The sequence below is a fragment of the Candidatus Hydrogenedentota bacterium genome (genome assembly GCA_018005585.1).
In the GTDB taxonomy this organism is placed as follows: domain Bacteria; phylum Hydrogenedentota; class Hydrogenedentia; order Hydrogenedentales; family JAGMZX01; genus JAGMZX01.
Genome location: JAGMZX010000003.1, coordinates 25,049 through 38,272, shown reverse-complemented (window position 1 = coordinate 38,272; position 13,224 = coordinate 25,049). Strand labels below are relative to the sequence as shown.

At 62.2% G+C, this 13,224-nt stretch carries 9 protein-coding genes; all 9 read right to left on the bottom strand.

Annotated features, from left to right (window positions below):
* Positions 1-637: hypothetical protein (locus KA184_00855; protein ID MBP8128099.1), on the bottom strand; the 637-nt coding region annotated here is incomplete at its 3' end.
* Entirely contained in the window at positions 634-3,171 is a 2,538-nt protein-coding gene (locus tag KA184_00850; protein ID MBP8128098.1) for a hypothetical protein, read from the bottom strand. The genes KA184_00850 and KA184_00855, both read right to left, overlap by 4 nt.
* Positions 3,172-3,195: 24 nt before the next feature.
* Entirely contained in the window at positions 3,196-3,717 is a 522-nt protein-coding gene (locus tag KA184_00845; GenBank protein MBP8128097.1) for a hypothetical protein, read from the bottom strand.
* 34 nt (positions 3,718-3,751) lie between these two features.
* On the bottom strand, positions 3,752-7,168 hold the full coding sequence (locus tag KA184_00840; GenBank protein MBP8128096.1) for an SUMF1/EgtB/PvdO family nonheme iron enzyme: 3,417 nt from the start codon (positions 7,166-7,168) through the stop codon (positions 3,752-3,754).
* A 41-nt stretch (positions 7,169-7,209) separates the two neighbouring features.
* Positions 7,210-9,420, bottom strand: a complete 2,211-nt coding sequence (locus KA184_00835; protein ID MBP8128095.1) for a caspase family protein — start codon at positions 9,418-9,420, stop codon at positions 7,210-7,212.
* 260 nt (positions 9,421-9,680) lie between these two features.
* Positions 9,681-10,823 (bottom strand): ATP-binding protein, encoded by a 1,143-nt coding sequence (locus KA184_00830; GenBank protein MBP8128094.1) that lies wholly within the window; start codon positions 10,821-10,823, stop codon positions 9,681-9,683.
* A gap of 5 nt (positions 10,824-10,828) precedes the next feature.
* Positions 10,829-11,467 (bottom strand): hypothetical protein, encoded by a 639-nt coding sequence (locus KA184_00825; GenBank protein MBP8128093.1) that lies wholly within the window; start codon positions 11,465-11,467, stop codon positions 10,829-10,831.
* Between the two features lie 20 nt (positions 11,468-11,487).
* Positions 11,488-12,156: a hypothetical protein gene (locus KA184_00820; GenBank protein MBP8128092.1), complete on the bottom strand. Its 669-nt coding sequence runs from the start codon at positions 12,154-12,156 to the stop codon at positions 11,488-11,490.
* Between the two features lie 54 nt (positions 12,157-12,210).
* Positions 12,211-13,209 (bottom strand): hypothetical protein, encoded by a 999-nt coding sequence (locus KA184_00815; protein MBP8128091.1) that lies wholly within the window; start codon positions 13,207-13,209, stop codon positions 12,211-12,213.
* Positions 13,210-13,224 lie beyond the last annotated feature (15 nt).

The window sequence follows — 13,224 nt, the reverse complement described above, 5'->3', positions numbered from 1 at the left end:
GCATCCAGACGCTCAGGCCCAATCCGTGCGCATAGCTGCATAATATTTCAAAGCGCGGCGCAAACTCCGCATGCCAGAGACTCGGGTCGATGAAAAGCGCCGTCTGCGTTCCCCAATCCTCGGGAAAAAAGACGCCGTCCGCGCCCGCGGCGGCATAATTGCGCATCATGTTCTTGATCAACCCGTCAATGCGGTCATTGAGCCGTGCGATGCGTTCCGGGTCAGTCAACAAATCCGTGAGATACAGGTCAATACGGCGCAGTTTCCGGGCGATGTTGAACGCAAAACCCGGCAGCGTGCCGAGGAGGTATTTGTCCGGCTGTGCGGCGCGCGCCGCCCGTACGGCATCATAGGATTCCGGTTGCGAAAAGTCAGGAAAGCGATACGCATCCACGTTCTCGAGAGTATCCAACGCGCCGCGCGCAACCTCGCCCTTGGATGACCCGTCCACGCGCGCCCAAAGGTTGCCCCATTCATCAATGCGTTCCCAACGCCCGCCGCCGGTCTCCGCCCATTCGGTCGCGGGCGTTTCCACGTCATAGGAGACGGTCGAAATATCGCTGCCGGCAAATGACCGGGCCAGGCGCGCGGGACCGGCGAAATGAAGCGTGCGTGTTACGATCTCGCGGGAATTCATCGGATACCGCTCGACAGCAAGGTGTTCGCGACAAAACCCGACAGGAAACCCATTATGAAGGTAACGATCCAGGGCAGGGCCCGCCAGATGACTTCCTCCATCTGGTCAGTCCAACTCAGCCTCGGCCCGTGGCTCTTCTGCGAGGGTTCGGCTGGCAGGGGCTTCCACTGCGGTGCGAACTCCACGCGTATGTGTTGGCCCGGCGGTGCTTCTTCCGCCGACGAAATGCCATACGTCTTTCCTTTCTTGCCCTTGGCTGCGTAGCGAAGGTTCCGGGCCGCATCCCGTTGCGCCAAATCGCCCCGGTCCAGCGCGGAGAGATAGGCCTGATACATGCGCTGACTCGTATCCTGCAGGGTCCTCCCACCGACAATCAGGCTCTGCGTGCGCGATTCGGCGTCTCCGGGCAAATCATAGTACCTGACTGCCAGTCCGCCGAAGTGTTCCAAGACACGGGAATCCTGGAAAGAAACGGGGACGGGGTCCAAGTGACGGCACAGAGACGTGAAAACCTTGTATCCGGCGAGGCCGTGCTGTTCCGGGAGATTGCACAAGGCCGAAACAATGCTCTCCGGCACGCGTTCGAGCCTGATGAGGTCGATGAGCATCGAGAGCAGTTCGCACACCTCTTTCTTCTCCCAGCGCGCGATGGTCTCGGTGACGATGGTCTTGATAACGACGTCCGTGACTTGGGAGGGCCAGGAGTTGGCGCATTCGAAAATGAAGTCTCTTGCCCGTTCCTTGCGCGAGTGCGTCAGGAGGGACACGCATCTGGCCATCAGGTGCGCGCACAGCGGCGGGTGCTTTCCTTCGCGCAAGAGTGCCCGCAGAATCCTGTCATAGACGGAATAGAAATCCTCGCGAAGCCGGCGCAGATGTTCCTCGCGAAGCGCCGTGGTGAGCCCCTGGTCGTTACAGATTGCCTCGTGGCGCTCGCCATATCGCAGGTCCAGGAACTCCGCGTATCCCTGGGCCTTTTCAAAGGCCACGGGATTGGGAGACGTGAATACCTCATTGAGAAAAACGAGCAGCCCGTCGTCGCGGCTGACGGTGTCTGGATAATAGTCGCGGTACACTTCAAACTCGTTCAGGTCGTCTTCGGAATGCTCGCGCTGGTGCAGAAGCAGGTGGATCCGCTGCCTGGCGTACGGCTGCAGCTGCGCGAGAAAAGCCTCGTAGAGCGGCTTGTTCGGCTGTATGTGCGTGAAGATGCTGCGCACTAGTTTCACAAACGCCGGCACGGGGTATTCCGTGGCGCGCGCGTTCTTGACCAGCCTGAGCAGACGATTCACGGCAAAGGGGCATTGCTCTCTCGTCACTTCGGGCGCGCCGACATGCTGGGCGAGATAACGCGCATAGGTCTGGGACAAATTGACATAGTCGTTCAGGAACGCCGCGAGCCACTTGGGGTCGTCGCCAGTCCTGATGACGTCGCACAACTCGACGATGATCCGCTTGGCATACTGGTCCAGAACATTCGAGTCATGATACGGGGAAGCCTTGTCAATCGCGCGAGCGCGTTTCTGGAATGCCTTGTTGTCCAGGTGCTTGAGGTCCGCCACGAGGCGGTGGCCCTCAACGAAGGATTTTAATGAGTTCTTGAGTCCTGCCTCGTTCGCGCTGGCCAGAAAATCCGCGAGCGCACTTTGATCGCGGCGCAGCTCCACGAAACGCTCCGCGTAGGGGTGCTTGGGGAATCCTTCGCCCGTGAGTAGCGGGGGCTTCCATTCTATATACGAAACGCCGCGGCGGCCTTCGATGAAGGCAGCGCGCCGGTCCAGTTCGGACAATGGCACAAAGCACCACTTGACCTCATAGGCCGAGGGCTCCTCCTCGGGATACTCGGTGAGGCCTTCACGCACGCGGCATTCCGATTTCTCCTCGAATTCCGTCAGGCATGTCGTGAAGGACAACCGGGACCGGACGTAGAGAGGCACGGTGAGCAGCAGGGCTTCCGCCAGCATGTCCGTGCGCTCGCGCGTGAAGACAAGCATTCGGCGCGGCCCTTTTACGCTTTCGCAACTTGATGCCAATAGGCCGTTCAAGAACGCCTCGAGCACTTCGTCGGACAGGGCGTTGAATTCTCTGGTGATGGTTTCGATTTCGGAGAGGGTCGCGTCGGGCGGGTCGGTTGCCTGACTCTGCGAGACCAGGGTCTCGAGGGGAATCCGGATTTGACTCAACTTTCGTTCCGCGGCGGAATCCACTCGAAACACGTTGCCCAAACGAACGAGCAGGAAAGGATTCGCGCGGAGACCTTCGTAGTTGTCCCTGCTGGTAATAAGGGCGTGATTGAAGGGCCAGGGCCTCGAGCCGTCGGACGTGCGGAAGGTACGCATGATGCCGACGCGTTCTCGAGGCAAGGGGAACACGGTCAAGCTGCCGTCGTACATCGTGTTCGAGGATGCGAGCACCATGTGCCGGTCGATGATGGATTTCTCCTTGCTGCCGATGCCGTCGGAGAACCCCAGAAACCTGTCCGCGCCGTCCGGGTCCAGGCCGCGCATGCACTGGTCAAAAATCACTTCATCCATGCTGTCATTCTCCCGCGGCGCGGCTTAGAGCGCCCGGTACAGGTGGCCCAGGGTGTCCTGCGGAATGTCATAGACCAGTTCCGTGCCGCTGTCGGGCAGTAAGAAGACCACGCGAAGCCGTTCGTTGCGCACGTCCTCGTAGGCGGCGCGGATGAACGGCGTCAGGTCCACGGTCCAAGTGCCGTCGGCCGACGTGACGGCATCGATCCGCCGGACGGCGCCGGAGTAGTGCATTTCCGCCTGGACCACCACGCCGCCGGCGACCGTTTCCTGGGTTTCGGTCCTCGATGGCGTCCGGTTGCGCCCGGCGTCCTCTATCACGAAGAAATGGGTCTCTGTGCTCCGTACCCGGACCGTTGCGATAGGGGCGCCGGCCCGTGGTTCCGTGGTCATGGTCAAAGCTGGAACGCTCTCTACGTGGTCCAGCACTTCCCTGGCCGTTGGCGCAGGCGGTGGCATGTGGGAGGTCGTCGAAACGCATCCCGCCAGGAGCAGGGCGAAGACGGGCGCCGCAAGCAACGCAATCTGGGAGAATCGTGTGTTCATGGAAAGTTCCCCGGTTAACGCTGAGGGTATTATGTCAAGGAACGGCATCCAGCGCACAACGGAAGCCGATACTGCGCTCGCGCGCGTTCGCGTCTTTCTCCATACGGTGGTCCCTCCGGGCGAATTGCTCGCCGTCGAGCCATGTCCCGCCCTTGACCACATATCCGCCGCCGGACACGGTGGAGGTCCATTCCGCCACGTTGCCCGCGAGGTTGCGGACGCCCTGACTCGAGACGTCGGCACGGCATTGACTGGAATCGGGCGGCGCGGCGGCACCCAAAACGCTTTCGCGTGTGTTGACTCCGCTCTCGGGGAAGGTATTGCCCCAAGGGTAAGTCCTGGTTCCCCACGCCGCCTCCCACTCTGCCGCGGTGGGTAGCCGCTTGCCCATGTAGCGGGCGTAGGCTTGCGCTTCCGCGCACGAGACGAACACGACAGGCGCCGTCGTTTCCCTGCTGAAGATTTCGTAGTCACCCGCGGCACAGCCGACGGGGTTCAGCACGCCTTCCGGGGCATGCTTGAGAAACCGTTGATACGCCTCATTGCTGACTTCGGTGCGGTCCAGGTAGAAACCGGTGCCGCCCGCGGCAATGAAAACCATGCCGCCGGCCCTGGACGCATGCTCCAGCAACGCCTGCGCACGCGCGTCGCCGGACCGAAGTTCGAGGGCGGTGTTAAGATAGCCGGTGGCCTTTTTGGGGTCGCCGGCGCGCAGTTGATACTCGCTTTGCTCAATCAGGCCCGAGACGCGCAGGTCCGCAATGCGCTCGGCGTCGGCCGGTCCCGCGAATTCGGTCGCGGAGCGCAGCAGGAAGTCGCGCGTATCGTACTGCTTGACATCCGTGACCGCCTGCGCGGCAGCAATCAGGCCGGGCACGGCGTCAGCGGCCACCACGTCGAGTGGGAGCAGGGTGGCCGCCATGCGGAAGCTCTCGACGGCCTCCGTGCAGGCCTGCTGGCGGAGCAAGCCGCACGCCTTCGCGCACGACCACTGGCCCAGGAAATGGGACTGCACATCGTCAGAGGCCTGCAATTCGGCGAGATGCGCCTTTGCCGTGTTCATGCGCTCGTCGGCGGCCGGCACACCCTGCGTCTCAATCAACAGGCGCAACTCGAGCATGTACGACTCCGCGAGGCCCCGCAACGCCGATGCTGGGTCCACGTCGTATTCGCGCGCGGCACGAACACCTTGGTCAAAAGCTTTCTCGCTGTCCGCCAGCAGGCCCGAAGTCCGCGCCGACTCGCCCTGTTTCTCAAACGCTCGCACGAGCGCCTCGTACATGGCTTGGCGCCGTTCCGCGGTCAACGCCGTGCCGAACGGCGACGTGTCCATGTGCGAGGTAAGATAGCTGGCGTTGGAGCAATCACCGGCGATGCACAGTTCGTCGAACTTGCCGCAAAACGCGCTCGCGCAGGCCGTCTCGAAGGCGCGTTCCTGGGAGGTCCCGGCGTCCACGTTGCGCAGGCGTTCACGGCCCGTGAAAAAGGCCGCGTGCGGACTATCCGCTTCCCGGTCGAGCAACCCTTCCGTGTAGCGCTCGACCAACGCGCCGCGCATTTCGTCCAGGGCTTCATCGGGCGAAACAGCGCAAGCGCGCGCGTCCTGTACGGCCGTGCTTAAGCGCGCAAACCGCGTTTCCGCGTCTCCGCCTTCCGCCGCCTGCCGGGCCAGGCCCAGGAGGCACGCCACCAGCGCGGACCCGTAGCGTTCCACGTGCTCCTGCCTGTCCGGGACTTCACCTATGACGCGCAGCGCCTCGCGGACGTCGCGCTCGGCGGAGGCCCAGTCACCGCTTTCGCCATGGCCCCGGTGGCGGGCGAAATAGGCCTCCGCGATCGTGCTCTGCGCGTTCAGATAGAGGGCATGGTCCGGCTGGCCGTTGAACCAATTGAGGCCGCGGGAAATCGGGTTGTATTCGGAAGCGGACAACAACACCTCCCCGATTTCCGGGCGGTCATTTTCCGCGGCCTTGCCCGCAGCCCACGACGTGGTAAGCAGCGCTCCGGCGAAAAGGACTGCCAAGGCCACCACCGCGGCGACGAACCGCCTCGTCCTTTTGCCTATGTCCTCGGTATGACGCCGCTTTTGTATCGCTCTCACAATCCAGAGCAGCGGCTCCTCTATTCCGAAAGAGCGGTGCGGAGACAGGATGTTGGTCCCGATGTGCATGCCTTCGCCGTTGTAGACCTTCTCGACATCGCGACCCCAGCAACTCATGAGAGAGTAGTGTTTGTTGTCGCAGCGCTTGTCGATCTGGTCGTAGAGCTGGGGGAAATGGCGCTGGATGAAGACTTCCGACTGCTCGGACAACTGCCGGCGAATCTGAGCATTTGCCAGCGTTTCTCTCGCTTCGGCTTGTGCGTCCGGGTTCGTGCCCGTCAGGTCGAAGAGAATATCCCGGAGGGACCGCAAACGGGGCGAATCTTCCCCGGAATGCCGGTTTCCGGTGGAATCCAGGCGCACCTGGAACGCGTCCGCGAAGAGGTCGGCCTTGTTCAAGGCGACCGCCACGGGGCGACCGATATGCGTGCCGGCCCGGTCTCCATTGCTATCCAGCCAAGCCAGGCGGCTGAACACGTAGTTCCAGACGAGTTGCTCGTCATGTTTCAACTGTTCCTGTTCCTTGCCTTGACGAGCCAGTTCAGCGTCCACGAGCACGACAAAGCCGGAGCACAGCGCGGCCTTTTCCCGGACCTTGTTCACGACGTCGGCCTCGCGTTGAACGTGAATGTCCACCTCGGCGCCCGGCGAAAAAGCGATACGCCACATTTCGCCGGAACAGTCGAAGGAATCGAAATACACCGATTTGCGCAGGATGCGGTCGCCGCGTGGCAATAATGACAAGAGAGACGAGCCCCTCGAAAGCGCGAAGAGCGGGAAATCCACGCTCTCGTCCAGCCGCGTTTTCTCCCATCGCGGCATGCGCTTGTGAACCTCATTCAGGAACATGCCGTATTCGGTGCTTGTGAGTCCGCATTCCCATTCGCCGATGCGCACCTCGGAGATGAGTTCGTTGCCGACAACGTAGAAATACGCCGATTTGCCGGAATTGCGCATGCCCAGCACGCCGATATAGGACTCATTCCGCCGCCGCCGCGTCTCCTTGAGTATCTGTTCCCAGCTCTTTATCTCGAGTCTCCGCCGATCTGTCTCGTCCTCGGGTCCGGGCAGTTGCGGCCCCGACGGAGAACGGCGCCATTCGGGTGTTGCGGATGCGCGGGCAGCCTGAAACGTTCGCGGCTCCTCATCGTCTTCTTGAGAGTAGTTCACGTTGGCTGTCGGCATGCCGAAGACGCCGCGGACTTCCTGCTGGACATTTCCGGGCACCTCCAGCGAATCATCGGGGCGGACTTTCAGGTTCATGGCCTGCGCGACCGCACGTTCGAAATCGCGCAGTTCGGCGCTCAGCCCCTGCTCGCGTAGCTCGTCGTAGAATTGTTTTACGTTCATATCGCTGCAACTCCCATAAAGCACGACGTGTCAACCAGAGACTACATTCCGGACGGCGGCTGCCTGCGCGGCATGGCACGCGAAAGGCGGCCATTCAAGGCTTGTCCTATCATCAGCAGGCGCAGGCGCAGTTCCATACTCCACGGAACCAGGGCCATGCGGCCTTCGGCTTTGGCCGACTGGCGCAGCCGGCGCAAGATCGTGACGGCGGGGCCGTACTGCCCTTCGCGGCGCAGACACGCCGCCAATTCGCGCATCGCGGGAACGTGCCCTTTCGCGGCCGCGGCCTCAAGCAGACGCCGCGCTTCCACGGGATTGGCCGGCTGGCTGAAATGACCCCAGCGCAGTATCTGATATAGGCGGTACTGGGCCTGCGGGTATTCCTTGTCCGCTGCCCGTTGATAACATTGCACCGCGGCCATAGGGTTTTGCGCGACACCCTTGCCCTGTTCGTGCCAGATGCCGAGGACATTGAGAGCTTCCGCGTCGCCGGTTTCCGCCGCCTGCTCCATCCAGTGAAAGGCTTCGGCTTCGCGCACGCGCCATTCCAGTTCACCAGCCAGTTCCTTCTGTGCCTCGACGACACCGTGCCTGGCGCAAGTCTCGAGGAAAGGCAAGCGCTCATCCGGGGCGGAGAAGGAGGCATGCAACCGCGCGTATTTCTGTCTATGGAAGACGTAGAGAGCACGGTCCAGACACTCCTCATAGCTCCAGTCGTAGCGGCGTTCCCGGAGGAGGCGGAACTGCTCGTTCCATTGGGGCAGAGGGAATTGGTCCACCTGCCCGGCGTTTTCCAGAAACTCACGGACCACGCATTCGAGGTCTTCTTCCTGCGCGGCGCGGCGGGCAGTGCGCACGCTGTTCAACTGTTCCTGGAGTCTGCGCTTCTCGCGTGTCAATTCGGACTCGTACTGCCGGTTCAGTTCCTCGTGGACGCTCCTGGCCTGATGCGCCCTGATGACCCACGTGAAATAGTCGGCCACGTCCGCTTCCCGTTCAGCCGGAGGGATTCGCTGCAGCAGTTCCACGGGATCGGCTACGTGGTCCAGGGCTTCCCCGGTCTCATAAGAGGTACACGTGCGCTCGTCCCATCCGACAGGCCGGTTCAAGACGGCCATCTCACGCATTTCTTCGCAGTACTCCCTGGCGTCCTGGATGTGTTCCAGCGCGGGGACCAGCGCCTTATGCGTTTCGTTCTCAAGCTGTTCGACCACTTCCTCTATGCCGTATTCCTGCTGTTCGAGTTGACGGATGCGCTCGGGAATGTCACGCGTGGCGGCCGGCACTTCCTTCGGCAGCGTCGGGAACTCGAAGCGTCCAATCGACACCTTCACTTCGGGTTCTGTCCATGCCTGGTCTGCCTCGGCGTCGAGAACCGCCGTTTCCATGCTCCCTGTCTGCCGAACCCGTATCTCATGCCGCCGGTCGCAGAGGACCAATTCCGCAGCGTCCGGGGTCACGTGTTTGTCCGGCGATTGACGCGACATACCCTTGCTGATCGCCTGCATGTAACGCGTCACGCTCTGCGAAAGGGCGGTATCGAAGGCAACGTAGCGGTCGGTGCGCCAGCGATCGTTCATGGCCATGCAGAGCGAGAAGGTATACAGGCCGCCGCCGTCCTTCCAGTTCTCGTAGGCATACTGTCGTTCGCGGCAGGAAAAGAGGCGCACGAAGGTTCCCGATACATTCCCGGGGCGCGCGGGCAAGAAGACCCGGGGCGCCTGACCGGTTTCGGCGTTCTCGACCATTTCGATGCCGGGGGAACGGGATTGCCACTGGTCTTCGATTTCAGCTCGGCACGTATCGCAAATGAGGACGCAATTGAAAGGGCCGCTGCCGATGCTGCCTTCGAGGTCCGCGAGGCTGATTACGCCGGGAAGGTGCCGGGCGGCGTCTTCGCCTCCGTTGCGGGAGCGCAGCCGCTGTGCCAGCCTGCGCCCGTGTGCGTCGCGGCACAGGAACAGCATCTGACGCGTGACGGAATCCGTGGCCCCGTGTCCGGCAAGGTAGACGAAGAGCAAGTCGCCCGCGCTCAGGCCGTCCCTGGCCGCGTCGATGGCGCGGAGTGCTTCCTGTCTGGTGGGGTCGCAAACCAAGCCGTAGGGCTCCGCCATTTCAAATTCCGCGTGGCCGCGCACCAGATGCAGGAAATGGCGAATCCGTTTGGCGTCCTTAACCGCCGCGTTCAGGCGGCCTACGCCGGAATCCTCCGCGTAGTTGTCCACGCCGATGAGAACTGCGCGTCGTTTCATGGACGGCGCCCCTCCACTTCTGGCCGGTTCACGAGCATTGCCGGCCACCGCAACCCAGTTCCAGCACTATCCTCTGCAAGAGATGTCGTTTCGGCGTCACGGTTTCTTTCATCCCTGCCCAAAGTCGCGCCGAGTCAACATCCTGAACACTGCCGCGTCCTTGCACCCACAGCAAGAAGGGTATTTCGCGATAACAACGTCTTATCACGCGCTGTCGTGTGCTCGATAGTAGCGCCCCCATGCTCGCGTTTCCCGGTAGACTATCTCCGGCCTGCCGCGGCGCGGAACTCCTCAAACCGCTTCAGTTCCGCCGGATCAATAGAAGGCCGCACCTTGCCGAAGGCAACCTCGAAATCTTCCATCATAACCGGTTCCGGCGGCAGGTCATCCTGGCCGGAATCGCGGATCTTCTGCACCGTGCGCATGAACGCATGCAGGCGCGCTTCGGCGCACAGCCCCTCGCGGGGATGGGCGATGTCGGCGCCGGAATACCCGTCGGTGCGCTGAACCAGGAGTTCGACGTCTACGCCGTCGGTGGGCACGCCGCGGGTCTGCCGGTTGAAGAGGAACCGTCGCGCTTCCGCATCCGGAGGCCCGACGTAGATCATCGTGCCGAAGCGTCCGGTACGCGTGGCCGCGGAATCGAGCAGCCAGGGCTTGTTTGTCGCGGCGAGCAGGATTACGGCATGTTTTGATGGTTCCAGCCCGTTTGTGAGTTGCAGCAGCTGCGGCACGACGCGGTCCATGACGGAGGAATGCGTCGAGCCGCGGCGTGGCATGATAGCCTCAAGTTCGTCGAAGAAGATGACCGACATGGGATGTTGCCGAGCGGCTTCAAAAAGCTGGGCCAGCAGTTGCTCGGTCTCGCCGAACCATTTGCTGAGCACCTTTTCGAGCTTGACGGGAAAGAACGGCACTTCGAGCTCGCCGGCGACGGCTTCCGCGAAGTAGGTCTTGCCCGTCCCCGGAGGGCCGTACAACAGCACGCCGCCCCCGTGCTCGAGCCGATACTGTTCATACAAGCCGCTATACTGCTGTGCTTCGATTACCTTTGTGCGCAGCAGTTGCTTGACATCGTCCATGCCCGCGACATCGTCCAGGCGTGTGGTCGGCCGCTGTTCGATGGCCCAGCGTTTCTCTTCCTCGTCCTCGCCGCCGGGCACGCGGCGCTTGGGCCGGCTCTCGTCCTGTTTGACCTTCAGGAGCAGTCTGTCGCCGCGTTCTTCGTATTTCTTGGCGAGCCGTTTCAGGCTGTCGCGGATGCGCCCCTCGGTGCGCCCGGCAAGCTGCAGCGTGAGCCTGGCGGCCTTGAACAGGTAGTACGCGGCCATGCGCAGGTCCTTGTCCTCGAGGGCCCCTTTCGCCTTCTGCTCGGCCAGGCGCCGTTCCCGATCGTAGTTCATCGGAGCTACTCCTTCCCGAGGGCCTCATCCATCTTGCGCTCGAGTTCCTTGTCCATGCTGATTTCGGCCGAGTCCTGCGCATGCACTTCGGACTCGATATCGCCTACGGCATCGGCCACGATACTGTCGTAAAGCTGCTGTTCTTCCGGCGTAAGTTCGAGGTCGCGCGCCATTTGCGGACCCGCGGCGGCGCTGGTTTCCAGCCATGGCTCCATGATGTCGGCATTGGCTTCCGCGAGTTCCTCGATGCGTTGCCGCACTTCTTCGGGGTCCGTTGTGTTTTCGGCCAGTTCCTCGATCTTGGCGTAGACGCGCATGGCGCGGAGGAACTCCTCGTAGTTCGTCTTCGTGGAAGCCTGTTCCAGCGCAAACTCCATGTTCGAGTGGGCGAGGCTGCGAGCGAGCACCTGATTCTGGACCGAAGTAAGCTGCCGCACCTTTTGTTTCACCAGGCTGCCCTGCCCCTGGCGCTGCAGATTCACGGCCTCGCGGCGGGTCTCCTCGAGCTTGAGCCTCTGTTTTTCAATAGCGCGCGCCTCGCGCCGCAACGCGGTCTTGCCCGTGCGCAGGGCTGCGCGCCGTTTCTGGTCTTGTTCCGCTTTCCGCCGCGCGGGCGACTTGAAAAGGTCGTCAAACAATGACATCGCGTGCGCTCCTCTGCTGTTTATTCAGCGTCCCTTTGCCCGTACAAACGCCGCTCCAGTTCATCCAGACCGTGCCTGTCTTCCACCGTTTCACCCGCGGCGGCCCCGGTCTCGCCCGGCGCTTCATAGAGTCCCTGCAAGCGGGCCTCGACATCGGCCACCGTCATGCCCGTCTCTTCCGAACGAGGTGCGGCTTTCTCCAGGTCGCTCACGGCTTCGCCTACTTCGCCATAGCGTTCCGCCACCTCCTCCAATTGGGCATTCAGGCCGTCGACCACGTCCGGGTCAATGCCCTGTTCATCCATGGCGCGCGCGGCTTGGATCTGCGCGATAAGCCTGGTAAGCATGGTCGTGTTATTGAGATAAATCCTGGAGGGTTTCCCGAGTGCCTCGAGTTCCTCCGCGTAACTGTTGGCCATATTCAACAGGGCCTCGCGCTTCTGCCTGAGAGGCGTCTGCTTGGCCTCTTCCAGAAGGTGCTTCGCCTTCTTCTCGAGCGGTTCCATGCGGTGGATCAAATCGCTCTGGCGCTCGCGGCTGAGTTCGCGCAGCCTGACGAACTCCCGTTCGAGGGTGGTCCAGTTGTCCGACCGGTCCAACGCTTCCAAGAGTTGCCTGCGCGTGTCCTGCACGCGCATGCCCGTGACGGTGCGTTGCATCATTCCTTTGAATTGCTCGAAGAAACTCATGGTGATTGCACTCCCTCCGTTGCGCTTCCGGGGCGGAAGGCGCGTTCCGCCCGTTTACGCCCCGAAACGTTCCTCCACGCGCCGTCGTTCTATCACACTCAGTATATATAAATTCCAGGACATGGCCAGCGCGAACGCCAGCGCCAACGTGAGCCACTCGAGCACGGTCGCTGCGCTGAATCCCATCAGTCCCCATGCCAGCGTGCCTGGCAGCATAGTCAACACGGCCAGGCACAGGCCGTTCACCGCGCGCGATTCGCGCTCGAGTTGCACACGCCAGAGTTTCCATGTGCACACCGGCAACAGCAGCGTGAACGCAAGCCAAAGACCCAGCCGCAAACCGGCCCGCTGATTTTCCCCCTGCAGGGCGGTCATGCCCACGTCCGCCATGATCGCCGGGTCGCCGGCCTCGACGGCCTGCTGGAACACGCACGCGCCCTGCGTCACGTCCGCCACCGCGACATCCATCTTTAGAAAGACGCGGTCGCCCAGGGAACGGAAATCGTGCACTTCCCCGTACACCACAAAATCGCAGTCATAGCTTTCGCCGAACGCGAGCGCTTCCTCCAAGGTCCGCACGGACGGCAATTTCCATGAGTCGGCACGGGGCTCGGACAAAACGCCCAGTCGCGCCGCTTTCGCCGCGATCTGGTCTCGCAGTTCGTCCAGCAGGGTGTCCGTGACGATGCGGCAATTCATGCGGACCGGCAGGATCTGCTCAAAACGCATGCGCACGTGGTCCTCGTAGTCCCCCGCCAGCCGGGCCACGCGCACGTAGCGCGCTGTCCAGTCCATTTCGGGTAGCGTGGCCAGCACATCTGCGACTTGGGTTGTGAGCCGGTCGGCCGCCTTGCCGCGCGCGGAATCCAACTGCGCGGAGCGAGGCCGGATGAGCATGTATCCCTGCACTGCAACCATGCACAGAATCACCAGCAGGCCCAGTCTCCCAGCCTTTTCGCCTATGTATCCAATGAGTCTCCCGATGGCGAACATGATGCGCCGCTCCCGTGTTTTGCGTTGCGGTTCTTCTTCTCTGTCACTATTCGTCGTCACGGCCTGCCTCTTGTC